Origin of the sequence: Streptomyces sp. NPDC049915, from assembly GCF_040656475.1 — a bacterium.
Lineage (GTDB): Bacteria > Actinomycetota > Actinomycetes > Streptomycetales > Streptomycetaceae > Streptomyces.
This window is the reverse complement of the sequence record NZ_JBFAMH010000011.1, coordinates 155,765-179,528: the sequence shown is the minus strand read 5'-3', so window position 1 is coordinate 179,528 and position 23,764 is coordinate 155,765. Positions and strand designations below refer to the sequence as shown.

22 protein-coding genes, 1 pseudogene and 1 riboswitch are annotated in these 23,764 nt (G+C 72.9%); of the genes and pseudogenes, 8 read left to right on the top strand and 15 right to left on the bottom strand.

From position 1 onward, the window contains the following. Positions 1-113: 113 nt before the first annotated feature. The 3 genes from AB0J12_RS21135 to AB0J12_RS21125 form a co-directional block, all read right to left on the bottom strand. Positions 114-1,562, bottom strand: coding sequence for a glycine hydroxymethyltransferase (locus AB0J12_RS21135; protein ID WP_363265853.1), 1,449 nt, complete (start codon positions 1,560-1,562; stop codon positions 114-116). Positions 1,563-1,592: 30 nt separating this feature from the next. Next, positions 1,593-1,681, bottom strand: a riboswitch (ZMP/ZTP riboswitch). A 54-nt stretch (positions 1,682-1,735) separates the two neighbouring features. After that, on the bottom strand, positions 1,736-2,920 hold the full coding sequence (locus tag AB0J12_RS21130) for a glutathionylspermidine synthase family protein (protein ID WP_363265852.1): 1,185 nt from the start codon (positions 2,918-2,920) through the stop codon (positions 1,736-1,738). Positions 2,921-2,923: 3 nt separating this feature from the next. Then, positions 2,924-3,274, bottom strand: a complete 351-nt coding sequence (locus AB0J12_RS21125) for a hypothetical protein (RefSeq protein WP_363265851.1) — start codon at positions 3,272-3,274, stop codon at positions 2,924-2,926. Positions 3,275-3,412: 138 nt separating this feature from the next. Between AB0J12_RS21125 and AB0J12_RS21120 the strand changes: the two genes are divergently transcribed. Then, the gene (locus tag AB0J12_RS21120) at positions 3,413-4,246 is read left to right on the top strand and encodes a DMT family transporter (RefSeq protein ID WP_363265925.1); all 834 of its coding nucleotides are present in this window, start codon (positions 3,413-3,415) and stop codon (positions 4,244-4,246) included. 100 nt (positions 4,247-4,346) lie between these two features. On the opposite strand, the gene AB0J12_RS21115 is transcribed toward AB0J12_RS21120, so the two are convergent. Further along, positions 4,347-5,735 carry a PLP-dependent aminotransferase family protein gene (locus AB0J12_RS21115; protein ID WP_363265850.1) on the bottom strand — a complete coding sequence of 463 codons (1,389 nt, stop codon included), beginning with the start codon at positions 5,733-5,735 and terminating at the stop codon, positions 4,347-4,349. A 47-nt stretch (positions 5,736-5,782) separates the two neighbouring features. Here AB0J12_RS21115 and AB0J12_RS21110 point away from each other — a divergent pair, with 47 nt between their 5' ends. Genes AB0J12_RS21110 through AB0J12_RS21100 form a run of 3 tightly spaced genes read left to right on the top strand, consistent with a single transcriptional unit; the run spans position 5,783 to position 7,457 of the window. Beyond that, positions 5,783-6,277, top strand: coding sequence for a carboxymuconolactone decarboxylase family protein (locus tag AB0J12_RS21110; RefSeq protein WP_363265849.1), 495 nt, complete (start codon positions 5,783-5,785; stop codon positions 6,275-6,277). After that, a complete protein-coding gene (locus AB0J12_RS21105; RefSeq protein ID WP_363265848.1) occupies positions 6,274-6,747 on the top strand; it encodes a carboxymuconolactone decarboxylase family protein in 474 nt (157 codons plus the stop codon). The genes AB0J12_RS21110 and AB0J12_RS21105 overlap by 4 nt, the downstream gene beginning before the upstream one ends. Next, positions 6,744-7,457 carry an isocitrate lyase/phosphoenolpyruvate mutase family protein gene (locus AB0J12_RS21100; protein WP_363265924.1) on the top strand — a complete coding sequence of 238 codons (714 nt, stop codon included), beginning with the start codon at positions 6,744-6,746 and terminating at the stop codon, positions 7,455-7,457. Before AB0J12_RS21105 ends, AB0J12_RS21100 begins: the two co-directional genes overlap by 4 nt. Before the next feature lie 55 nt (positions 7,458-7,512). On the opposite strand, the gene AB0J12_RS21095 is transcribed toward AB0J12_RS21100, so the two are convergent. The 6 genes from AB0J12_RS21095 to AB0J12_RS21070 all read right to left on the bottom strand — a co-directional run bounded on the left by AB0J12_RS21095 (position 7,513) and on the right by AB0J12_RS21070 (position 15,296). Further along, positions 7,513-8,469, bottom strand: coding sequence for an ABC transporter substrate-binding protein (locus AB0J12_RS21095; protein WP_363265847.1), 957 nt, complete (start codon positions 8,467-8,469; stop codon positions 7,513-7,515). Position 8,470: 1 nt separating this feature from the next. Beyond that, a complete protein-coding gene (locus AB0J12_RS21090; protein WP_363265846.1) occupies positions 8,471-10,405 on the bottom strand; it encodes an ABC transporter permease subunit in 1,935 nt (644 codons plus the stop codon). After that, entirely contained in the window at positions 10,405-11,547 is a 1,143-nt protein-coding gene (locus tag AB0J12_RS21085; protein ID WP_363265844.1) for a betaine/proline/choline family ABC transporter ATP-binding protein, read from the bottom strand. The genes AB0J12_RS21090 and AB0J12_RS21085 overlap by 1 nt, the downstream gene beginning before the upstream one ends. Beyond that, positions 11,544-13,094, bottom strand: a complete 1,551-nt coding sequence (locus tag AB0J12_RS21080; protein ID WP_363265843.1) for a GMC oxidoreductase — start codon at positions 13,092-13,094, stop codon at positions 11,544-11,546. Before AB0J12_RS21080 ends, AB0J12_RS21085 begins: the two co-directional genes overlap by 4 nt. Before the next feature lie 41 nt (positions 13,095-13,135). Next, the gene (locus AB0J12_RS21075; RefSeq protein WP_363265842.1) at positions 13,136-14,662 is read right to left on the bottom strand and encodes an aldehyde dehydrogenase family protein; all 1,527 of its coding nucleotides are present in this window, start codon (positions 14,660-14,662) and stop codon (positions 13,136-13,138) included. Positions 14,663-14,861: 199 nt separating this feature from the next. After that, positions 14,862-15,296 (bottom strand): LysR substrate-binding domain-containing protein, encoded by a 435-nt coding sequence (locus AB0J12_RS21070; protein ID WP_363265841.1) that lies wholly within the window; start codon positions 15,294-15,296, stop codon positions 14,862-14,864. Between AB0J12_RS21070 and AB0J12_RS21065 the strand changes: the two are divergent. Next, positions 15,270-15,479 (top strand): annotated as a pseudogene (locus tag AB0J12_RS21065) (MFS transporter); the annotation flags it as partial. The gene AB0J12_RS21070 and the pseudogene AB0J12_RS21065 overlap by 27 nt on opposite strands. 381 nt (positions 15,480-15,860) lie before the next feature. Here AB0J12_RS21065 and AB0J12_RS21060 read toward each other — a convergent pair. The 5 genes from AB0J12_RS21060 to AB0J12_RS21040 all read right to left on the bottom strand — a co-directional run bounded on the left by AB0J12_RS21060 (position 15,861) and on the right by AB0J12_RS21040 (position 20,319). After that, a complete protein-coding gene (locus tag AB0J12_RS21060) occupies positions 15,861-16,850 on the bottom strand; it encodes a malate dehydrogenase (protein WP_363265840.1) in 990 nt (329 codons plus the stop codon). 354 nt (positions 16,851-17,204) lie between these two features. Continuing rightward, a complete protein-coding gene (locus AB0J12_RS21055; protein WP_363265839.1) occupies positions 17,205-17,516 on the bottom strand; it encodes a DUF2690 domain-containing protein in 312 nt (103 codons plus the stop codon). Between the two features lie 611 nt (positions 17,517-18,127). Further along, a complete protein-coding gene (locus tag AB0J12_RS21050) occupies positions 18,128-18,583 on the bottom strand; it encodes a helix-turn-helix transcriptional regulator (RefSeq protein ID WP_363265838.1) in 456 nt (151 codons plus the stop codon). 424 nt (positions 18,584-19,007) lie between these two features. After that, positions 19,008-19,475, bottom strand: coding sequence for a DUF3017 domain-containing protein (locus AB0J12_RS21045; protein WP_363265837.1), 468 nt, complete (start codon positions 19,473-19,475; stop codon positions 19,008-19,010). Next, positions 19,465-20,319 (bottom strand): bifunctional methylenetetrahydrofolate dehydrogenase/methenyltetrahydrofolate cyclohydrolase, encoded by an 855-nt coding sequence (locus tag AB0J12_RS21040; RefSeq protein WP_363265836.1) that lies wholly within the window; start codon positions 20,317-20,319, stop codon positions 19,465-19,467. Before AB0J12_RS21040 ends, AB0J12_RS21045 begins: the two co-directional genes overlap by 11 nt. A 261-nt stretch (positions 20,320-20,580) precedes the next feature. On the opposite strand from AB0J12_RS21040, the gene AB0J12_RS21035 reads away from it, so the two are divergent. The 3 genes from AB0J12_RS21035 (at position 20,581) to AB0J12_RS21025 (ending at position 23,673) form a co-directional block, all read left to right on the top strand. Then, the gene (locus tag AB0J12_RS21035) at positions 20,581-21,234 is read left to right on the top strand and encodes a hypothetical protein (protein WP_363265835.1); all 654 of its coding nucleotides are present in this window, start codon (positions 20,581-20,583) and stop codon (positions 21,232-21,234) included. Between the two features lie 130 nt (positions 21,235-21,364). Beyond that, the gene (locus AB0J12_RS21030; RefSeq protein ID WP_363265834.1) at positions 21,365-22,117 is read left to right on the top strand and encodes an FHA domain-containing protein; all 753 of its coding nucleotides are present in this window, start codon (positions 21,365-21,367) and stop codon (positions 22,115-22,117) included. After that, on the top strand, positions 22,114-23,673 hold the full coding sequence (locus AB0J12_RS21025) for a protein kinase (protein ID WP_363265833.1): 1,560 nt from the start codon (positions 22,114-22,116) through the stop codon (positions 23,671-23,673). The genes AB0J12_RS21030 and AB0J12_RS21025 overlap by 4 nt, the downstream gene beginning before the upstream one ends. Positions 23,674-23,764: the final 91 nt, after the last annotated feature.

Sequence of the window (23,764 nt, the reverse complement as noted above, 5' to 3'; positions counted from 1 at the left end):
GGGGGGGCGGGGGGGGGGTTGTTTATCGGGGGGGGGGGCCCCCGGCGCAGTGCCGGGCCGCCGCGGGACGAGCCTCGTCAGGAGCTGATCGATCCGTGAGCTCCCAGGGTGGGTCAGCCCAGGTCGATCTCCGGGTACAGCGGGAAGCCGGCCACGAGGTCCGTGGCGCGGCGGGAGATCTCGTCGGAGATCTTCTCGTCCAGGACGTGGGCCGCCTTGGAGGGGGCGCCGGACTTGGTGGTGCCGGGCTCGGCCGCCGTCAGGACACGGTCGATCAGGCCGGCGACCTCGTCCATCTCCGCGGTGCCCAGGCCCCGGGTGGTCAGCGCCGGGGTGCCGATACGGATGCCGGAGGTGTACCAGGCGCCATTGGGGTCGGCCGGGATCGCGTTGCGGTTGGTGACGATGCCGCAGTCGAGCAGGGCCTGCTCGGCCTGGCGGCCGGTGAGGCCGTAGGAGCCGGCGACGTCGATCAGGTTGAGGTGGTTGTCCGTGCCGCCGGTGACCAGGGTGGCGCCGCGGCGCATCAGGCCCTCGGCGAGCGCGCGGGAGTTGTCGACGATCCGCTGGGCGTAGCCCTGGAACGCGGGCTGCCGGGCCTCGGCGAGGGCGACGGCCTTGGCGGCCATGACGTGCGGGAGGGGGCCGCCGAGGACCATCGGGCAGCCGCGGTCGACCTGGTCCTTGAGCGAGTCGTCGCACAGGACCATGCCGCCGCGCGGGCCGCGCAGCGACTTGTGCGTGGTGGTGGTGACGATCTGCGCGTGCGGGACCGGGTCGAAGTCTCCGGTGAGGACCTTGCCCGCGACCAGGCCGGCGAAGTGCGCCATGTCGACCATGAGGGTCGCGCCGACCTCGTCGGCGATCTCCCGCATGATCCGGAAGTTCACCAGACGGGGGTACGCGGAGTAGCCGGCGACGATGATCAGCGGCTTGAACTCGCGGGCCTGGGCTCGCAAGGCCTCGTAGTCGATGAGGCCGGTGGCCGGGTCGGTGCCGTAGGAGCGCTGATCGAACATCTTTCCAGAGATGTTCGGGCGGAAGCCGTGGGTGAGGTGGCCGCCGGCGTCCAGGGACATGCCGAGCATCCGCTGGTTGCCGAAGGCCTGGCGCAGCTCGGCCCAGTCGGCGTCGCTGAGGTCGTTGATCTGGCGGACACCGGTCTTCTGGAGGAACGGCGCCTCGACGCGGTCGGCGAGGACGGCCCAGAAGGCGACCAGGTTGGCGTCGATGCCGGAGTGCGGCTGGACGTAGGCGTGCCGGGCGCCGAACAGTTCGCGGGCGTGCTCGGCGGCGAGGGACTCGACGGTGTCGACGTTGCGGCAGCCGGCGTAGAAGCGGCGGCCGACGGTGCCCTCGGCGTACTTGTCGCTGAACCAGTTGCCCATCGCCAGCAGGGTGGCCGGGGACGCGTAGTTCTCCGAGGCGATCAGCTTGAGCATCTCGCGCTGGTCGGCGACCTCCTGACGGATGGCGTCGGCGACCCGCGGTTCGACGGCGCGGATGACGTCGAGGGCGGCGCGGTAGGCGGTGGACTCGGTGGACACAGGCTCGGCTGGCATAGGGACCTCCGGATCGGCGTTCAGCGTTCACGGTACGGCCCAGGCGCACGGCACTGTGTCATTCCGGGCCGCTCCCCGATGGTCCATCCCATCCCAGCGCGCCAGTCACGGCCCGCTGTCAGCCTACCCGGCGCGTCGGAGCGCGCTGCGGGGCCGTCCACCATGCGGGCCGGCTAGAGGATCACGTGTGGCAGGAAGCGGGCGTACTCGTCGGTGATCAGGCCGGAGGACTCGCGGATGCCGAGGCCGGCCGCCTCGTCCTCGACGACCCAGGCGCCGAGGACGACGTGGTTACCGTCGAAGGCGGGCAGCGGAGCGAGCTGCTGGTAGCAGCAGGGTTCGTCGCGGAGGGTGGGTGCGGTGCCCGGTTCGTGGACCGTGACGCCGTCACCTTCGCGGCCGAGCAGCGGCTTGGCGACCCAGCCGGGCCCTGCGGCCAGTTCGCGCGGGCCGTCGAGGTAGGACGGGAGCAGATTGGGGTGGCCGGGGTACAGCTCCCACAGGATCGCCAGCAGCGCCTTGTTGCTCAGCAGCATCTTCCACGCGGGCTCGATCCACAGGGTGGAGCCGGTGCCGCCGCCGTTGTCGAGGGTGCCGAGGACATGGGCGGCGAAGCGGTCGGTGGTGAGCCACTCCCAGGGGTAGAGCTTGAAGCAGCTGCGGATGAAGCGGAGCCGGTTGTCGACGAAGCGGCCGGACAGCGCGTCCCAGCCGATCTCCTCCATGGAGATCCAGTCGGTGTCCAGGCCGGCCTGCTCGGCGGTCTCCTTGAGGTAGGCGACCGTCATCAGGTCCTCGCCGAGTTCGTCGGCGGCGGAGTGCGCGAAGTACAGGGGGCTGCCCGGCGGCAGCAGTTGGGCCTGTCTGCGCCAGGCGGCGACGAGGCGTTCGTGGAGGGAGTTCCACTGGTCGGCGCCGGGGAAGCGGTCCCGCATCCAGAACCACTGCGGGGACGCGGCCTCCACCAGGGAGGTGGGCGTGTCGGCGTTGTACTCCAGCAGCTTGGCGGGGCCGGTGCCGTCGTAGCGCAGGTCGAACCGGCCGTAGACGGAGGGAAGTTCGGCGCGGCGCTGCCAGGCATCGGTGACCGCTTCGGCGACGTGCGGGTCGGTGATGCCGAGGTCGGCGAGGCGGCCTTCCCTCACGATGTGGCCGGCGGCGGCCAGGCACATGCGGTGCAGTTCCTCGACGGTGTCCTCCAGCGCCTCGACCTCGTCGAGGGAGAAGACGTAGTAGGCGCTCTCGTCCCAGTAGGGGCGCAGGGAGTCGTCGGGGTAGCGGGTGAGCGGGTAGATCAGGCCCTGCGCCTCCACGGTCTGCTGCCAGCCGGGCCGGGGTGCGACGGTACGGCGTTCCATGGGTCAGCCGCCGCCGCTGCCCTTGCCGCCGCCGAAGCCGCCGCGGTCGACGCCGTAGCCGTGGCTGCCGCCGCTGCCGCCCGAACCGCCGCCGCCCTTGCGGGGCTTGCTGAAGGAGCCGTCGTCGATCCAGCCGCTGTTCCTGTTGCCGCCGTAGTACCAGGTGCCGGTCCCCGTACCCGACTTGCAGTTCTTGTCGGAGACGACCTTGTAGCCCTTGAGGGCGTTGTAACTGTCGCGGTCCACGCAGCGTTTGTCCGGGTCCGAGGAGCAGGCGGTGAGGGCTGCGGCGAGCAGTCCCATCCCGCCGAGGACCACCGTGCCGGAGCGCAGTTGTCGCCGTGCGTCGGCCATGTCTTTCCCCCGTGATTGCGGTTGTTGCCCCGTCGAGAGGATGTCTCGTTCTCGACTGTCAGCCTAGAGACCGGTGAGAGGGGACGTACAGGAGCCCCCACGCGGCCGCTCGCCTAGAGTCGCTTAATGCTCTTCGGAATGTTGTGCGCGCTCGGTGCGGCGGTCTGCTTCGGTACGGCGACGGTGTTGCAGGCGATCGCGGCGCGGGCGGCCGCCGCTCCGGGCCGCGGCGGGGACGCGGCGCTGCTGCTGCGGGCGGTGCGGCAGTGGCGGTATCTGGCGGGCCTCGCGCTGGACGGGGTCGGCTTCCTGCTGCAGATCGCCGCGCTGCGCTCGGTTCCGATCTACGCGGTCGGCGCGGCCCTCGCCGCGTCGCTGGCGGTGACGGCGGTCGCCGCGGCGCGGCTGCTGCGGACGCGGCTGAGCGGGGTGGAGTGGGCCGCGGTGGCGGTGGTGTGCGCGGGCCTGGCGATGCTGGGACTGGCCTCGGGCACGGAAGGCGACGACAGCGGACCGGCGTGGCTGGACTGGGCGATGCTGGTGACGGCGGCCGGGGTGCTGCTGCTGGGCGCGGCGGCCGGGCGGCTCACCGGGCGGGCGCGGGCGCTGCTGCTGGGCCTCGGGGCGGGTTTCGGCTTCGGCGTGGTGGAGGTGACGGTCCGGCTGATCGACTCCCTCGACCCGTACGACCTGCTGCGGAACCCGGCGGCGTACGCCCTGCTGCTCGGCGGGGGCGCCGCGTTCCTGCTGCTGACGTCGGCCCTGCAGCGCGGTTCGGTGACGACGAGCACGGCCGGCATAGTGATCGGCGAGACGGTGGGCCCGGCCCTCATCGGCGTGGTCTGGCTCGGCGACCGCACCCGCGAGGGCCTGGCCTGGCTGGCCGTCCTCGGCTTCGCGGTGGCGGTGGCCGGAGCCCTCGCCCTGGCCCGCTTCGGAGAGGCCCCGGAAACCGCGCCCGAGGGAGCGTGAGCCACGGCGCCTCCGGGGGACGCCGGGGACACGGGCGGCCCGGCGGGGGCTGACGGCGCGGGCACCCCAAAGCCCCCTCCCCGACGACGGGATGGCCCGTTCAGGGCATCACGCGGCACAAGGCCTCCAGGGTGTGGGGCCAGGTGTGGTCGGAGGGGGTGCCGTAGCCGACCACCAGGGCCTCGAAGGGGTCGGTGGTCGTGTCGGGGTGGCGGTAGTAGTCGAGGCCGGTGAGGGCGAGGCCCTGCCAGGCCGCCGCCTGCACCACCGCCTGCTCGGTGCCGGGCGGCAGCCTCAGTACGGCGTGCAGCCCGGCCGCGATGCCGGTGACGCGGACCTGCGGCGCGCGGGCGGCGAGCGCGGCGACCAGGGCGTCGCGGCGGCGCCGGTAGCGCAGCCGGGCGGCGCGGATGTGCCGGTCGTAGGCGCCGGAGGTGATGAACTCGGCCAGGGTGAGCTGGTCGAGGACGCCGACGGAGCGGGTGCCGCCGTGGCCGAGAACCTCCGGCAGGAGTGACTCGGGGAGCACCATCCAGCCCAGACGGAGGCCGGGCGCGAGGGACTTGCTGGCGGTGCCGAGGTAGACGACGTGGTCGGGGCCGAGGTCCTGGAGCGCGCCGACGGGCTGGCGGTCGTAGCGGAACTCGCCGTCGTAGTCGTCCTCCAGGATCAGTCCGCCGGTGCGCCGCGCCCACTCCACGGCGGCGGCGCGGCGCTCGGGTGGCAGGGCGCCGCCGAGCGGGAACTGGTGGGTGGGGTTCAGCAGCACCGCGCCGGCGTCGCCGAGGGCGTCGATCCGGGGCCCGGCGTCGTCGTGGGGCAGCGGGACGGTGCTCAGGCCGGTGCGGTGCACCAGGTCCCAGTGCACGTCGAGGCCGTACGACTCGACGGCGAGGCTGCGCAGGCCGCGGCCGTGCAGGACCTCGGCGAGGAGTTTCAGGCCGCCGCCGAAGCCGTTGCAGACGACGATGCGGCCGGGGTCGGCGCGTACCCCACGGGCGCGGGCGAGGTAGCCGGCGAGCGCGGTGCGCAGCTCGATGCGGCCGCGCGGGTCGCCGTAGCCGAGGACGTCGTGGGGTGCCGCGGCCAGGGCGCGGCGGGCGGCCTTGAGCCACTCGGCGCGCGGAAAGGAGGAGAGGTCGGGCACGCCGGGGACGAGACTGTGCGTGGGCCGGCCGGGCTCGCGGCGGCGGGGTGCCGGGTGCTCGTGCGCACGGGGCGCCGCGGCGTGCTCGGCGACCCGGGTGCCCGAGCCCTGCCGGGCGGTGAGCCAGCCCTCGGCGACGAGGTCGGCGTAGGCGTCGGCGACGGTGTTGCGCGCGATGCCGAGGTCGGCGGCGAGCGAGCGGGAGGACGGCAGCCGGGTGCCGGGCGCGAGCCGTCCGCCCCGCACGGCCTCGCGCAGCGCGTCGGTCAGGCCGCGGCGCACACCGGGACCGGACGGTTCCAGATGCAGGTCGACCCCGAAAGTGGCCCAAGGTTTCGCCATGGGAATGGACCATACCCCTGGGCTGCTTCGCCCCTAGACTCGAGTGCATGACCTCAGAGAACATCGCTTACGCCCCCGAGACCCCGGCCCGCCTGAACTGGTCGCAGCACGCGCCCGAGGTGTACAAGGCGATGGTCCGCCTGGACGTCGCCGCCCGTAAGGGCCTCGACCCGAAGCTGGCCGAGCTGGTGAAGATCCGCGTCTCGCAGCTCAACCACTGCGCGTTCTGCCTCGACATGCACACCAAGGACGCGCTCGCGGCCGGCGAGAGCGTGGAACGGATCGTGCAGCTCAGCGCGTGGGAGGAGTCCCGGCACTTCTACACCGGCAAGGAGCTGGCGGCGCTGGAGCTGGCCGAGGCGGTCACCGTCCTCACCGACGGTTTCGTGCCGGACGAGGTGTACGAGCGGGCCGCCAAGGAGTTCGAGGAGGCGGAGCTCGCGCAGCTGATCGCCGCGATCACGGTGATCAACGCCTGGAACCGGTTCGGCGTGACCTGCCGCATGACCCCGGGCCACTACACCCCGGGCCAGCACGCGTGACGGTGCGCACGACCCTGCTGGACCCCGGGGTGCGCGAGGCGATGCAGCGGCTGGGCGCCGCCGCCAAGCAGGGCCTGGGCGACCCCGCTCTCGCCGAGCTGGTCATGATCCGCGCCTCGCAGCTCAACCAGTGCGCGTTCTGCCTGGACATGCATCTTACGATCGCCCGCAAGAGCGGCGAGCCGGAGGAGCGGATCCAGCTGCTGAATGCCTGGCGGGAGGCGGGCGACCAGTACAGCGCCCGGGAGCGGGCGGCGCTGGAGCTGACGGAAGCCGTGACCGTCCTCACCGGGGGAACCTCCGGTACGGCGTCGGGGGCAGGTTTCGTGCCGGACGCGGTGTACTACGGTGCCGCCGCACACTTCGACGAGCGCGAACTGGCCCATCTCCTCGGCCTGATCGCGGTCATCAACAGCTGGAACCGGCTGATGGTCAGCCGCCGCATCCCTCCGAAAGGCCCCGCATGGTGACCAAGGCCGACACCTTCCGCGCGCTGCACCACCACCGCGCGCCGGGCGACCCCCTCGTGCTGCCGGGCCCGTGGGACGCCCCGAGTGCCCGGGTCTTCGCCGAGGCCGGTTTTCCGGCGCTCGCCACGCCGAGCGCCGGCGTGGCCGCCGCTCTCGGGTACGCCGACGGCGAGACCCCGGCCGACGAGATGTTCGCGGCCGTCGCCCGGATCGTGCGGGCGGTGGACGTCCCGGTGTCGGCGGACATCGAGGACGGCTACGGACTCGCGCCGAAGGAGCTGGTGGAGCGGCTGCTGGAGACGGGCGCCGTGGGCTGCAACCTGGAGGACTCCACGGGCGGCCGGCTCAAGGACCCGCACGAGCATGCCGAGTTCCTCGCCGAGGTGCGGGCCGTCGCAGGGCAGCAGCTCGTCCTCAACGCCCGGATCGACACCTTCGTCCACGGCGACGGCGACCCGGAACGGGCCGTCGAGCGGGCCGCGTTGTACGTCGCGGCGGGCGCGGACTGCGTGTACCCGATCCTCGCTCCCGTCGACGTACTGCCGCTGCTGCGGGCCGGGATCGAGGGGCCGCTGAACGCGCTCGCCCGGGTGGGCGAGGGCCCCGCGCCCGCCGGACTGGGCGAGCGCGGGGCCACCCGGATCACCTTCGGGCCGGGGCTCCAGCGGCGGGCGGCACAGGCCCTGCGCGAGATCGCCGAAGAGCTCTAGGCCGTCAGGAGCTCCAGCCGTTCAGAAGTTACGGCCGTTCAGGGGCTCCGGTCGTTCAGGACAGCCACGCCTTCCACGTGGAGGGGTGGCTGTCCACCCACTTCTTCGCCGCCTGCTCGGGCGACAGCTTCTGCTCGGCGATCATCAGGGCGACCTCGTTCTGGTCCTCGGTCGTCCAGCGGAACTTCTTCAGGAAGGCCGCCGCCTTGCCGCCCCGGTGCGCGAAGTCCGCGTTGAGGTACTTCTGCAGCGGGGTGTGCGGGTAGGCGCAGGCGACCTTCGCCGCGTCCGCGTCGCAGCCCTCCTTGTACGGCGGCAGCTTCACCTCGGTCATCGGCACCCTCTTGAACAGCCACTGGGGTGCGTACCAGTAGGTCAGGAAGGGCTTCTTCTCCTTGGCGAACTGCTTCATCTGGGTGATCTGCGCCGCCTCGGAACCGGCGAAGACGACCTGGTAGTTCAGCTTCAGGTTGGTCACCAGCGCCTTGTCGTTGGTGACGTACGACGGGGAGCCGTCCATCAGCTGGCCCTTGCCGCCGCTCTCGGCGGTGCGGAACAGCGAGGCGTACTTGTTCACGTTGTGCCAGTCGGTGATGTCGGGGTGCTGCTCGGCGAGGTACGTCGGCACGAACCAGCCGATGTGGCCGGTGACGCCGAGTCCGCCGGCCCGGGCGATGGTGTGCTTGTCGTCGACGTACCGCTTCTCCTGGTCGGGGTGGCCCCAGTCCTCCAGGATCGCGTCGACGCGGCCCTGGCTGAGCGCGTCCCAGGCGGGTACCTCGTCGACCTGGACGGTGTCGACGCGGTAGCCGAGCTTGTGCTCCAGCAGGTACTGGGCGACGGCCACGTTGGACTGCGCGCCCACCCAGGACTGCACGGACAGGGTGACCGTCTTGGCGCCCCGGGCGTTCGCGAACGGCGAGGCCTGCTTGGTCATGTCGGCGGCGCCGCAGCCGGTGAGCAGCAGCAGCGAGCCGGCCGCGGCGACGGCGGCTGTCGTACGAAGTCGCATGTCAGGCTCCCTTCCCCGCGCGGCGGTCCGTCGGCTGGGTCACCCTGTCGAGCATCAGACCGAGGCAGACGATGGCGAGGCCGGCGACCAGGCCGGTGGCGAGGTCGCCCTGCGCGAGACCGAAGACGACGCTGTAGCCGAGGGCGCCGCTGCCGACCAGGCCGCCGATGATGACGACGGCGAGGACGAGGACCACGCCCTGGTTGAGCGCGAGCAGCAGCGCGGGCCGGGCGAGCGGCAGCTGGACCTGGCGCAGCTGCTGGGCCGGGGTCGCGCCGAGCGAGCGGGCCGACTCCAGCGCGGCCGGGTCGACCTGGCGCAGGCCCTGCGTGGTGATGCGGACGACGGCGGGCAGCGCGTAGACGACGGCGGCGGCGACGGCCGGGGCGCGGCCCACGCCGAACAGGGCGACGACCGGGATCAGGTACACGAACTGCGGCATCGTCTGGAAGACGTCCAGCACCGGCCGCAGCAGCGTCTCGAAGCGGTCGCTGCGGGCGGCCGCGATACCGGTGGCGAAACCGATGACGAGGGTGACCGCGACAGCCGCGAGCACCTGCGACAGCGTGTCCATGGACGGCTTCCACACGCCGAGCGCACCGATCACGCCCATGGCGAGGGTCGCGGTGAGCGCGGTGCGCCAGGTGCCGATCAGCCAGGCGAGCGCGGCGACGATCAGCAGCACCGACCACCACGGCAGCCACAGCAGCGTGGAGCGGACGGGGTCCAGCACCCAGGTGGTGAAGTGCGCGGCCCATTCGGCGGTGCCGCCGATCACGGGCACGCCGGAGTACAGGTGGGAGGTCATCCAGTCGACGACCCGGTTGACCGGCTCGGCGATGCCCACGGTCCAGCCCGACGGCCACTCCAGGCCGCCGGCGAAGCGGCCCGCGAGGGCGACGGCGACCACGGCGGCGAGCGCGCCGGCGGCGAGGGAGCGCCGCACCTGCGGCATGCCCGCGCCGGCCGCGCCGGTCACCCGGTCCAGGACGACGGCGAGCAGCACGATCGGGATGCCGGCGGCGAGGGCGGCGCCCACGTCGACGGAGGCCAGCGCCTGGTAGACGCGGTCACCGAGACCGCCGGCGCCGATCACGGACGCGATGACGGCCATCGACAGCGCCATCATGATCGTCTGGTTGAGGCCGAGCAGGAGTTCCTTGCGGGCCAGCGGGATGCGCGCGGTCAGCAGCCGCTGCCGGGCGGTGGCGCCGAGCGAGTCGACGGCCTCCAGCACCTCCTTGTCGGCGCCGCGCAGACCGAGCGCGGTCAGCCGGGCCATGGGCGGGGCGGCGTAGACGACGGTCGCGAGGACGGCCGCGGGGACGCCGATGCCGAAGACCAGGACCACGGGGAGCAGGTAGGCGAAGGCGGGCAGCACCTGCATGGTGTCCAGCAGCGGGCGCAGGGCCCGGTCCAGCCGGTCCGACAGCCCGGCGGCCAGCCCCAGCACCGCTCCGACCAGTACGGACGCGACGACGGCCACGACCATGAGGGCGAGCGTCTGCATGGTCGGCACCCACATGCCGAGCAGCCCGCAGGCGAGGAACGCCACCGCGGTGCCGAGTGCGAGCCGCGCCCCGGCGGCCCGCCAGGCCACCAGCGCGCCGAGCGCGGTGACACCGGCCCAGCCGAGGCCGAGGAGCAGCAGGTAGACGGCGCGTACGGAGATGACGACCGCGTTGCTGACGTAGCCGAAGAAGTACAGGAACAGCGGGTGGCTGTCGCGGTGGTCGATGATCCAGTCGCTGACCTTGGTGAGCGGCTGGGTGAGGTCGACGGTGAGCGCGCTCGGCCAGGCGGTGCCGGGCCAGTGGCTGGTCGCCGGCGGGACCAGCACCGCGGCGATCACGGCGAGCACGGCGAGCTTGCGGACCGCGGGGTGCGTGAGCAGCGCGGGGGCGGTGCGGGGGCGCGTGGCGGTGACCGTTGCCATCAGACGCCCTCCGTGCCGGCGGCCGGGGCGGCGGTGGCGTCCGGGGCAGCAGCGGCTGCGGCCGGGGCGGTGTCGGCGGCGCCGGCGACCACGCCGAGCAGGGCGTCGGCGTCCACGACGCCCAGGCAGCGTCCGTGGTCCATGACCCGGGCGGGCTCGCCCGCACGGGCCACCGCCTCGATCGCCTCCGAGACCGTGGCGTCCGGGCGGACCGCCGGGCCGCTGCCGGCCTCGTCGGCCGTCGCCGGCCGCATGGCCTTGCGGACCGTGACGACCTGTTCGCGCGGCACGTCGCGGACGAACTCGCGGACGTAGTCGTCGGCCGGGGTGGCGACGATCTCCTCGGGCGTGCCGAGCTGGACGACGCGGCCGTCGCGCATCAGGGCGATGCGGTCGCCGAGCTTGAGGGCCTCGCTGAGGTCGTGCGTGATGAAGACCATCGTGCGGCCCTCCTCGCGGTGCAGCCGGACGACCTCTTCCTGCATGTCCCGCCGGATCAGCGGGTCGAGCGCGCTGAACGGCTCGTCGAACAGCAGGACCTCGGGGTCGACCGCGAGGGCCCGGGCGAGACCGACGCGCTGGCGCTGGCCGCCGGACAGCTGGCCGGGGCGGCGCTGCTCCATGCCCTCGAGGCCGACCTTCGCGACGATCTCGGCGGCCTTCTCGCGGCGCTCGGACCGGCCGAGGCCCTGGATCTCCAGGCCGTACGCCACGTTGTCGAGGACCGTGCGGTGCGGGAGCAGGCCGAAGTGCTGGAAGACCATCGCGGCACGGTGCCGGCGCAGTGCGCGCAGCCGGGAGCGGTCCATGGCGCGCACGTCCTCGCCGTCGATGGCGATGGTCCCTGCGGTGGGCTCGATGAGCCGGGTCAGACAGCGCACCAGCGTGGACTTTCCGGAGCCGGACAGGCCCATGACGACGAAGACCTCGCCCTTGCGCACGTCGAAGGAGACGTCCCGGACGGCGGCGGTGCAGCCGGTGCGCTCGCGCAGCTCGGCGGCGTCCAGCGCGGCCAGTTCCGGGTCGCCCGGGATGCGGTCGGCCTTGGGGCCGAACACCTTCCACAGGCCGTCGACACTGAAGACGGGGGCTGCGGGGTCGGTGGTGGTGGGGGGCTTGCGAGTGGGCACGGTCATGGTCATCGCACCTCACCTCCGATCAGGTCGGCGGCCTTCTCCCCGACCATGAGCACTCCGATCATCGGGTTGACGGCCGTCATGGTCGGGAACACGGACGCGTCGGCGATCCGGATGCCGTCCAGGCCGCGGATCCTCAGCTCCGGGTCGACGACGGCGAGTTCGTCGTCGGCGGCGCCCATCTTGCAGGTGCCGGCCGGGTGGTAGACGGTGTGCGCGACCTTGCGGGCGTACTCGCTCAGCTCCTCGTCGGAGGTGATCTCCGGGCCGGGGCACACCTCGCGCTTGAGCCAGCCGGCCAGCGGCTCGGTCCGGGCGATCTCGCGGGCGATGCGGATGCCGTCGACGAGGGCGCGGGCGTCGTAGTCGTCCTCGTCGGTGAAGTAGCGGAAGTCCAGGGCGGGCTTGACGGCCGGGTCGGGGCTGGTCAGGTACAGCCGGCCGCGCGACTTCGGCTTGGGGATGTTCGGCGTCATCGACACTCCGAACTCCGGCCGCCGGTAGCCCAGTCGCTCCGGGTTGTCGGTGAACGGGATCTGGTAGAAGTGGAACATCAGGTCGGGGCCCGCGTGCTCGGGGTCGCGGCGCACGAACAGACCGGCGTCGGAGTCCATCGCCGAGTTCTCCGGGATGGGTCCGTGGGTCTCCCAGACGATGACCGACTCGGGGTGGTCGAGCAGGTTCTCGCCGACACCCGGCAGGTCCTGCACCACCGGGATGCCGAGCGCCTCGAGGTCGCCCCGGGGGCCGATGCCGGAGTGCAGCAGCAGGCGCGGCGAGTCGACGGCGCCCGCACACAGCACGACCTCGGTGCGGGCCCTGATCAGCAGCTCCTCGCCGTCCTTGGTGCGCACACGGACGCCCTCGGCGCGGCCGTCGGTGATCTCCAGCTTGGTGGCCCACGTCTCCAGCAGGATCGTCAGGTTGGGCCGGGAGTCCATCACCGGGTGCAGATACGCCACCGACGCCGAGGAACGCTTGTTGTTCTCCGGGTGGTAGGCGAGGTCGAAGAAGCCGACGCCCTCGGTGAACGGCTTGCGGTTGAAGCCCTCGACGCGGGGTACCCCGAGCGCGGAGCGGGCCGCGTCGACGAAGTCGCGGGCGATGGCGTTGCGGTCCTTCTCGTCGACGGAGACGATGTTGTTCAGCAGCCGGGCGTAGTACGCCTCCATCGGCACCGCGCCCCAGCCCTTGGCGCCGGCCGCCTCCCACTCGTCCCAGTCGGAGGGCAGCGGCTTGAAGGAGATGAGGGTGTTGTGCGAGGAGCAGCCGCCGAGCACGCGGGCGCGGCTGTGCCGGATGTGGGAGTTGCCGCGGGGCTGCTCCACCGTCGGGTAGTCGTAGTCGAGTTCGCCGCCGAGCAGGCCCATCCAGCGGCGCAGGGTGAGGACGTCGTCGCGGCCGACGTCGCTGGGGCCGCCCTCGATGACGGCGACGGTGGTGTCGGGGTTCTCGGTCAGCCGGGAGGCGATGACGGAGCCGGCGGTGCCGCCGCCGATGACGACGTAGTCGTAGACGTGTTCGTGGGGAGTGTTCTCGGGCGTGGGGGGCATGAGGGTGCTACTCCTGGAAGCTGTCGGGGAAAAAGCGGGGCTCAGCCGGCGAACCAGCGGACGGGCTTCGGCGCGAGGTTCTGGTAGACGTGCTTGGTCTCGCGGTACTCGGCGAGTCCGGCCGGGCCGAGTTCGCGGCCCACGCCGCTCTTGCCGAAGCCGCCCCACTCCGCCTGCGGCAGGTAGGGGTGGAAGTCGTTGATCCAGACGGTGCCGTGGCGCAGCAGGCCGGCGACCCGGCGGGCGCGTCCGGCGTCGGTGGTCCACACGGCGCCGGCGAGGCCGTACTCGGTGTCGTTGGCCAGCGCGACGGCCTCGTCCTCGGTGCGGAAGGTCTCGACGGTGAGGACCGGGCCGAAGACCTCCTCCCGCACGACGCGCATCTCGCGGTGGCAGTGGTCGAGGACGGTCGGCTCGTAGAAGTAACCGGACTCGGGCCGTACGTCGCCGGGTTCGGGCCGCTTGCCGCCGCAGCGCAGCACGGCGCCCTCCTGAAGCGCGGAGGCGACGTACGCCTCGACCTTGGCGCGGTGCTGTCCGGAGACGAGGGGGCCGCACTCGACGCCGTCGGCGGTGCCGCGCCCGAGGCGGATCGATTCCGCACGCCGGACGAGTTCGGTGACGAAGCGGTCCCGGACGGACTCCTCGACGATCAGCCGGGCGCCGGCCGAGCAGACCTGGCCACTGTGGATGAACGCGGCGTTCAGGGCCTGGTCGACGGCCGTGTCGAAGCCCTCGTCGGTGGCGCAGGCGTCGGCGAAGACGACGTTGGGGTTCTTGCCGCCGAGTTCGAGGGCGACCTTCTTCACGCTCGGCGCGGCGGCCTGGGCGACCTTGGTGCCGCTGGCCAGGCCGCCGGTGAAGGAGACCAGGTCGACGTCGGGGTGCTCGGCGAGGCGGGCGCCCACCGTGTGGCCGGGGCCGGTGACGAGATTGGCGACACCGGCGGGCACTCCGGCCTCCGCCAGCAGGTCCATGAGCGCGATCGTGGTGAGCGGGGTGATCTCGCTGGGCTTGATCACAAAGGTGTTGCCGGCCGCGAGGGCGGGCGCGATCTTCCAACTGGCCTGGAGCAGGGGGTAGTTCCAGGGGGTGATCAGCGCGCACACGCCGACCGGCTCGTGCACGACGACGCTGTGGACGTCGGGCGTGCCGGCGTCGACGACCCGGCCGGGCGCCTCGCCGGCGACCAGATCGGCGAAGTAGCGGAAGGCGTCGGCGACGCAGTCGACGTCGACGCGGCCCTCCTCGACGGTCTTGCCCGCGTCCCGGCTCTCCAGCAGTCCGAGTTCGTCCCGGTCGCGCACGAGCAGGTCGGCGACGCGGCGCAGCACGGCGGCGCGTTCGGCGACGGGGGTGCGCGGCCAGGCGCCCTGTCCGCCGGCGAAGGCGTCGCGGGCGGCGGCGACGGCCGACTCGGCGTCCTTCTCGTCACCCTCGGCGACCACGGCGAACGGCCGGCCGTCCGCGGGGTCGAGGATCTCGCGCGTGGCTCCGGAGACCGAACCCCGCCATTCCCCTCCCACGTGATGGGTCCGCCCCGCGTTCTGCTGTATGTGGTCCGCCATGATCGGTACTTGCCTTCCGTTCCTGTTCGGTGCCCGTGTGTCACATCCGTGTCACCCACGGGGACCGTGAGCGCATGCCCGTACCCCTCAAGGCCATGCGAAATCCATCGCCGAAAGTGCGCTGCCTCACGGAAATCAGGAACATAAACGGACAAAAGGGGGTCGTCGCGTTCAAGCTCCGCGGGCGCGCCACCCGTGATCAGCTGAACAGCAGCTCGCGTACGGTCGCGCGGAGCCAGGCGTGCGCCGGGTCCGCGTCGTGGCGGGGATGCCAGGCCAGGCCGAGCCGCAGCGGTGGCAGGGACAGCGGGATCTCGAAGGGCACCAGCCCCAGCGTGTCGGCCAGCGGCATGCCCCAGGAGCCGATCAGCCCCACCAGGTCCGTCTCGCGGAGCACGAACAGCGAGGACGGGAAGGTGCCGACGGTGCCCGTCACCCGGCGTCGCAGTCCCAGTTCGGCGAGGGCGGTGTCGACGGGACCGTGCAGCTTTCCGCGCCGGGAGACGATGAGGTGATCGGCCGCCGCGAGCCGCTCGGCCGTCACCTCCCCCGTCAGCAGCGGATGCCCGGCACGTACGACACCCATCATCCGGTCCTCGCGCACGATCTCCACGTGCCGTCCCTGCCGCCGCACCGCGCGGGGCTGGGCTCGGGACTCGGCACCGCGGCCCGCGAGGTCGGCGTGGCCCTCGGCGTCGCCGTGGCCGGCACGACGCTGGCGGGCCATTCCGGATTCCCGGCCGGCATGGGCCCGGCCCTGCGCACGGTCGGTCTGACGGTGCTGCTCGCGACAGCGGTCGTGGTGGTGGGCCTGCGCGGCTCCGGCCGCGCCGCCCGGTCGGGTCCGGGCGCCCCCGCCCGGCCGGCTTCCGCCCCGACACCGACGCCCCACGAAGGAGCCGACGGCCTGAACCCGCCGCGGTTCCGGCCCGGGGCATCGGGCCGCCGGCCCGGGCGGCCCGACCCCGCCGGGACGGCCGCACGCCCGGGAAAAGCAACGAGGCCCGCCCCGCATCACGCGGGACGGGCCTCGTACTTCGGAGCGCCGGGCAGGCCTTGCACCTGCATCTCCCCGCAGGAAGCGGGGCGTCTTTCCTTGGACCACCAACGCACAGCCTGGCGCCGGATTTCCCGGCGGCCGGTGTGTGATCAACTGTAGCGCACCGACCGCCGAAGATCTACTCGGGCCGAGCGGGGCTCAGAGCAGGCCGAGGCCGCGGACCGCCTCGCGCTCCTCCTCGAGTTCCTGGACGGAGGCGTCGATACGGGCGCGGGAGAACTCGTTGATGTCCAGACCCTGCACGATCTCGTACTTGCCGTCCTTGCAGGTGACCGGGAAGGAGGAGATGAGGCCCTCCGGGACGCCGTAGGAGCCGTCCGACGGGATGCCCATGGAGGTCCAGTCGCCCTCGGCGGTGCCGTTGACCCAGGTGTACACGTGGTCGATGGCGGCGTTGGCGGCGGAGGCCGCGGAGGAGGCGCCGCGGGCCTCGATGATGGCGGCGCCGCGCTTGGCGACGGTCGGGATGAAGTCCTCGGCCAGCCACTTCTCGTCGTTCACGACCTCGGCGGCGTTCTTGCCGGCGACCGTGGCGTGGAAGATGTCCGGGTACTGGGTGGCGGAGTGGTTGCCCCAGATGGTCAGGCGCTTGATGTCGGCGACCGTGGTGCCGGTCTTCTTCGCGAGCTGGGTCAGCGCGCGGTTGTGGTCCAGACGGGTCATCGCGGTGAAGCGCTCGGCCGGTACGTCCGGGGCGGCGGCCTGCGCGATGAGCGCGTTGGTGTTCGCCGGGTTGCCGACGACCAGGACCTTGATGTCGTCCGCGGCGTGGGCGTTGATGGCCTGGCCCTGCGGCTTGAAGATGCCGCCGTTGGCCTCCAGCAGGTCGCCGCGCTCCATGCCCTTGGTGCGGGGGCGGGCGCCGACGAGGAGGGCGACGTTGGTGCCGTCGAAGGCGACGTTCGGGTCGTCGGTGATGTCGATGCCCTGCAGCAGCGGGAACGCGCAGTCGTCCAGCTCCATGGCCGTGCCCTCGGCGGCCTTGAGGGCCGGGGTGATCTCCAGCAGGCGCAGCTTGACCGGCACGTCCGCGCCGAGCAGCTGGCCGGAGGCGATGCGGAAGAGCAGGGCGTAACCGATCTGGCCGGCCGCGCCGGTGACGGTGACGTTCACGGGAGTGCGGGTCATGGCGTTCTCCGTATGACAGCTGGCGGTGGGGCGTCACTGCCCCGGGCGGATGATCGATCTCTTGGTATCAAGAGAGATCCAGCGGTCAGGCTATCGCGCATCCGGCATCCCGGACGGCCGGGGCTGTGTGGCCCACCCCACAGACTGGCACATCGGGGGCGAAAGCGGTGGGAAAAAGGGGCGGCGGCCGCCGGTCGGGGAGAGGAGGACCTGGCGGCCGCCGGTGGGGGTACCGTTGCCGGACTCCCGTGGGGGGATACCGTGCCCCTGCCCGCAGCGGCCCAAGCCATGCGCCTCCGGGCCGATCTCCCTTCTTTCTTCACTTCGCGCACCCCTTCTGCCCGGACGCCGGCGTCACGCGGCGGTGGCCTCCCGCGCGTCCCTGACGGCCACCATCGGGATGTACGCGAGGGTGTCGCCGGTGGCCGTGACGGCCCCGTCCCGGGTAGTCCCGCCGGCGCTGACCCGGACGGTGTCGCCCGGTACGGCCGCGGTGATGCGGCCCCCGGCCGCGCCGCACGTCTTGCTGTAGCGGACCTCGACGACGGTGGCGCCGACGGTTGCGGTAGCGGCGGTGGTCGCCGGGTTCCCGCTGCATCCCATCGCCTCGGCGCCCTTGCCGGTGCAGCCGGCGCCGCTGCACCTGACGCCGGGCGGCAGGTTCACGGGCGCACCGGCGGTCGGCGACGAGGGGGCGTCCCGGGCCCGCGTCCTCGGTGGCGCCGCCGCGTTCGGTGAAGAAGAACACCGCGGCGATGACGACGAGTACGCCGACGAGCCCGGAGAGGAACATCGTCAGCCGCTGCTTGCCGGCGCCGTTCGCGGGCCGGTGCGGCCCCGTGGGCGCCGCCGGTCGGGCGACCGGCGCCCCGGGCGGCGGTGGGCTCCCCCGCGCCGGGGCGGCCCCAGACGGGGGACGGACCTCGGTAGCCGGCCATCCGCCACGAGTTCTGCCGCGCGCTGTCGCGGGCGTCGGCGTCGGGGGCCGCCGGCTGCGGCGGCACCGCCGGGGACACGCCCGTGGGACCGGCGACCGGGGTGGCCGTGGCGCTGGTGCCCTTACGGGCCGCCCGCCCGCCGCGCTCGCCCGTCTCGGGGGCCGCGAGTCACCGAGGGCGGCGCGCGCCTGCGAGATCCGGATGGCCTCCATGGTCACGTCGTGGCGCATCTCCGAACGGCTCCAGGCCCGTTCGGCCGGCTCCCACAGCGTGGTCAGGTGGTACGCAGGCCGCGCGCGGTCCGGTGAGACGTTCCGGGACGTCGCTGATCCTTTGCGCTCACGCGGCGAGGGCGACTCCGACGGCGCCGAGCACCAGCAGGGCGCACAGCAGCAGGACGGCGACGAGCAGCAGTCGTCCGGTGGGGCCCGGCGGGGGCGGCTCCTCCAGCCGCTCCCACCAGGGGACGGTCGGGTCGTCGTGGTACGGCTCGCCGTCCGCGGTGGCGGCGGGCTCGGGGCGCGGCCAAGCTTCAACGGCCACCTCCCGGCGTACCGCGACCCGTTCGGCGTCCTGGTCGGAGAGCCCGGCGACCCGGCACAGCGCGGTGACGGCCTGCCGGGGAGGCGGCTGTACGGCGTTGAGGTAACGCTGCCAGGAGGACTTGCTGTAGGCGGTGCGGGCGCCCAGGGCGGCCAGGCTGAGCCCGGTCGCGTCCTTCAGGTCCCTGAGCTGCGCCACGAAGTGCCGTACCTCAGGCGGCAGCCCGTCCGGCAGCGGCCGCCAGCCGCTCATCGCCACCTCCGCGCGCAAGCCCTCGTCCCTACCCGGTCGGATCGGGTGACGACAGCTGATGCGGATCGGTTCCGCACGTGTGGCAGGTTCAGGACACGGTAGCGGAATGGTCACTTCCGTGGCACAGCGCGCTGACAGCCGTTGAACAGCCCGCGCACGGTGCGAAAACGTTGTTCCCGGCGGCGGCCCGTCCCCGCTCGGGGGAGAGGACGGTCCGCCGCCGTTTCGTACGGCGGCGTCAGCAGGCGGAGACGACGAGCCCCGTCTCGTACGCCACGACCACCGCCCGGGCGCGGCTCTCCAGACCGGGCATGCTCAGGCGCATCGCCGCCGCCCCGGCGGGGAGTCAAACGCCCGGCCTGCCGCCGCGGTTGCAGCCGCGGCGGTGCGGACGGCCGCCTCGGCCGGTCACCGTGGCGTCGGCTCAGCTGCTGCTCACCGTGAAGTGCAGGGTGTCCTTCAGGAACGGGATCTGCAGCCACGGCTTGGGCTGGGCCATCAGCGCCAGCAGCACGATGGCCGCGCCGAGCACGCCGTAGGTGACGATGTCCGTGAAGCGGGAGCGGACGGCGAGCATGCCCACGCCCGGCAGGAGCCAGCGCAGCACGGCCCCACCGAGCAGTGCGGCACCGATCAGCAGCGTGCCGATCCGGAACGCGCCCAGGGCCGTCACCAGCAGGCCCACCGCGACCAGGCCGAGCACCGCCAGCATCGGCCACTGCCGGGCCGGCGCCGGGGCGTCACCGCCCGCGGCCCGGCCGCCGCCCTCCGGACGCGCGGTGTCCCGCGTGAACAGCGGGAAGCGCCGGGTGGTGCGCCGCGGCAGCCCGTCGGCGTCGGGCGCGCTGACCGCGTCCCGTACCTGAAGGTCGTCCGAGTCCTCAGCCGGCACTGCGCTCCGCCGCCTCGACCACGTTGACGAGCAGCTGGGCGCGGGTCATGGGGCCGACCCCGCCCGGGTTCGGGGAGATGAAACCGGCCACCTCGGCGACGCCGGGGTGGACGTCGCCGACGATCCTGCCCTCGGCGTTGCGCGAGACGCCGACGTCGAGGACGGCCGCGCCCGGCTTGATGTCCTCGGGCCGGATCAGATGAGCGGATCCGGCGGCGGCGATGACGATGTCGGCCCGCTTGAGGTGGGCGGACAGGTCCCGGGTGCCGGTGTGGCACTGGGTCACCGTGGCGTTCTCGCTGCGCCGGGTCAGCAGCAGCGGCATCGGGCGGCCGATGGTCACACCGCGGCCGACGACCACGACCTCGGCGCCCTTCAGCTCGACGCCGTAGCGGCGCAGCAGGGTGAGGATGCCGTTGGGCGTGCAGGGCAGCGGGGCCGGCTCGTTCAGGACGAGGCGGCCGAGGTTCATCGGGTGCAGGCCGTCGGCGTCCTTGGCCGGGTCCATCAGCTCCAGGATGCGGTTCTCGTCGATGCCCTTGGGCAGCGGGAGCTGCACGATGTAACCGGTGCAGGTGGGGTCGTCGTTCAGCTCGCGCACGACCGCCTCGATCTCCTCCTGCGAGGCGGTGGCGGGCAGTTCGCGCTGGATGGAGGCGATGCCGACCTCCGCGCAGTCGCGGTGCTTGCCCGCGACGTACTTGCGGCTGCCGGGGTCTTCCCCGACAAGGACGGTGCCGAGACCGGGCGAGACGCCCTTCTCCTTCAGCGCCGCCACGCGGGCGGTCAGATCGGACTTGATCGCGGCTGCGGTGGCCTTGCCATCGAGAATCTGGGCGGTCATGACCCCATCCTCCCGGATGACCGCCCCCCGGTTCCAATCCGGGGCCGAGCGTCACCCCTTCCGCCGGTCCGCGCCTTGATCGACGATGTTGCACTTGCACAACACCTGTGCAATCCGGCTGGACAAGTAACGCGGATCTAAAGAACGATGAGGGGCACAGTGCCGCGGGCAGTACCGGGGGGACGAACCGCATCTGTAGAAACTTCCTCCTAGCGTTGCCGCGCGTCCCCGCACTCGGCATAACGGAGGAAGGACCGCGCCATGAGTTTCGGCGACCCCAACAACCCCTACGGGCCACCGCCCCAGCAGCCGCCCGCCACAGGCCCCGGCTACGGCTACCCCCAGCAGGCCCCGCCGCAGCCCGGCGTCCCGCCGCAGGGCTACGGCTACCCGCAGCAGCCGGCGTACCCCGGCTACCCCGGCGGCAACGCGATGGTCCCCCAGTCGATGCCCGGCCTGCTGGTGACGGCCCGCGTCTTCCTGTACATCATCTCCGCGGTGCAGATCCTCGCCGGCCTGGCGTGGCTCTACGTCGCGGCGTTCGTCAACGACGTGTCCGACGCGGCCAGCGACCTCGACTCCTCCTCCGACGACCCGTTCAGCTCCCTCGGTGACGCCGGCAACATGGCGGCCGGTGTGATCGTGGTGCTGGCGCTGATCGCCCTCGGCCTGGCCACGCTGTCGATCGTCCTCGGCGTGAAGTTCGGCAAGGGCGGCCAGGGCGTGCGGATCACCACCGTGATCTACGGCGCGCTGGGCACCATCGTCGGACTGCTCATGCTGTTCGTCGGCCTCGACACCGGCATGGCGTCCGCGGTGATCTTCCCGCTGCTGTGGGTGGTCTTCGGCGGCATCATCACCGCCGCGCCGGTCGTGCCCAGCGGCACCGCCTGGTTCAACCGCCCGCGGTACTGACGCGAAGCGGACCATACGGTTCGCGCCAATCACATCCGAGGGCCGTGTCTCACCCGTACGAGGGGGACACGGCCCTGGTGCATTCGCCCTACTCTGGCACCGCGAGCTGTCAGGCACGGGGAGACGCACCTTGTACAGCATCATCGTGGTACCTCCGCCGACCACGGAGGACGAGCGATCCACCACCGAGCAGATCCGTCTCGCCCCCGGCGAGCGGCTCACGTTCGGCAGGTCCGCGCACGCCAACCGCCTGCACATCCCCCACGAGGGGGTCTCCCGCAGGGCCGGGGAGATCGCCGCGCAGGGCGCCTTCTGGATACTGAGCAACCTCAGCCGGGACCAGACCTACGTCGTCGAGAACCCGGAGGGCGCCGGCGAGCACGTGAAGGTCGGGCCGGGCCGGCTCGACGCGCCGATCCCCTTCGAGTTCGCGCGGATCGTGCTGCCCGCGGCCGGCGACCTGCTGCCCGTCGAGGTGTGGGCGCCCCGCCACGACTACATGCACCCCGACAGCGACGGCGACGGCGACACCACCGCGCCCGCCTTCTCCCTGGACCGCACCAAGCGCTACTTCGCGGTCCTGGCCGCCCTGTGCGAGCCGCGGCTGCGCGGCACACCGCACGCCCCGCTGCCCACCGTCGACCAGGTCGTGGAGCGGCTGCGGCCGTCCTGGCCGGCCGTCTCCCGCACCACCGTGCAGTGGAACATCGACTACCTCTCCGTGAAGCTGCGCCTCAAGCCGGGCCCGGACACCGCCGACAGCGGGCCCCGGCTGAACGGCAAGAAGGAGTCGCTGGTCTCCCTGGCGCTCCGTTTCGACCTGGTCCGCGAGGACGACCTGGTGATCCTGCGTGCGAACGCGCCCTCCGGATCCCCACAGTGAACGGCCGCGGCGAGCCGTTCGCCGTACCGGTGCCCCAGGGCTACCGGGTCGGGCCGTGGGAGGTCCGGGCGCCGCTCGCCACGGGCGCCTTCGGCAGCGTCTACGAGGCCCGGCGCACCGGCGAGGCGAGCGACCCCGGCCTGCCGCGTACGGCGGCGCTGAAGTTCCTGGCGACCGGCACGAACACCCCGCGCCACCTGACGCACCTGCGCGACCTCGTGGAGCGGGAGATCGCCCTGCACCGCAGGCTGCGCCACCCGCGGCTGATCCGGCTGTACGAGACGCTCACCGTCGACGACCCCGGCCGGCCGGAGCTGGACGGCGCGACCGTGCTCGTGCTGGAGAAGGCGGAGGGCTCCCTGTCCGCGCTGCTCACCGCCTCCCCGCGCCCCGCCGCCGGTCCCGCGCTGCTCGCCCAGATCTGCGAGGGGCTGCACCAACTGCACACCGCGGGCTGGGTGCACGGCGACCTGAAACCGGCCAACGTGCTGCTGATGAAGGACGGCACGATCCGCCTCGCCGATTTCAACATGGCGGCCGAACTGGAGGGCACCCACGCCTACACCCCGGCGTTCTCCACGCCCGACTACACCCCACCCGAGCTGCTGTGGACGGAGATCGGTGAACGCGGGCGCCGTATCCGCCCGTCCGCCGACATCTGGGCCTTCGGCGTCCTCGCCCACCTCGTCCTCACCGGCTCCTTCCCGCTGTCCGGCGGCACCCCGACCGCCCGCCGCGACGCCGCCGTCGCCTACGCCCGCGGCACCGACGCGTTACGTCTGGCCCCCGAACTGCCCGGCATATGGCGGGACATCGTGCGCGACTGCCTGGCCCGCACCCATGCCGAGCGCGTCGGCGGCGAGGAACTGCTGCGCCGGGTGAGCGCGGCGGCCGGCACCGAACGCCCCCGGCGGCTCCCCCGGTTGCGCCGCCGCTCCCGGCGTACGACGGTCACCGCGGCCGTCGTCGCCACGCTGGCCGCCGCGGCGCTGGGGTACGGCGTCAGCGACTGGGCGGCCCGCTCCGGCGACGGCAAGAGCCCGGCCACGCCCGCCGTGTACGGCGCCGCCGAACTGCGCACCGACCGGGGCGTACCCGTCGGCTACCGGCGGCTGATCGTCGACTCGGCGCACGACTGCGTCCAGCCGGAGGTCACCCCGGCGCTGATCGCCGCGATGCTGAAGGCGGAGAGCGACTTCGACCCGGACCTCTCCGACCCGCACGCCGGCCGCGAGGGCGAGTACGGCATCGCCCGCTGGACGCCGAGCCTGCTGCGCTGGTGGATCCGCGCCGACGGCGTGCCCGCCACGGCGACCCCCAGGCCGCCCTTCTCCCCCGCCGAGTCGATCCCCGCCATGGCCCGCTACCTCTGCTACATGGAACCGCTGCTGCGCCCCGCCGGCCTGCACGGCGACCGGCGCGTCCTGCTGGCCGCCGCGTACCGGACGTCGTACAAGAAGGTGAACGCGGCGGGCGGGGTTCCCCCGGCGATCCGCCCGTACGCCGACCGCGTCACGCGCTACCTCAAGGAGTACACCCCGCCCGGGAAGCCGTGACCCTGAGAGGTGTGAGGTACCGGCGGGCGACGGCCGCTGCGACGGTGGGACCACTCCACCACGGGTGGAGCGACCAAGACCGTCCGTTTCT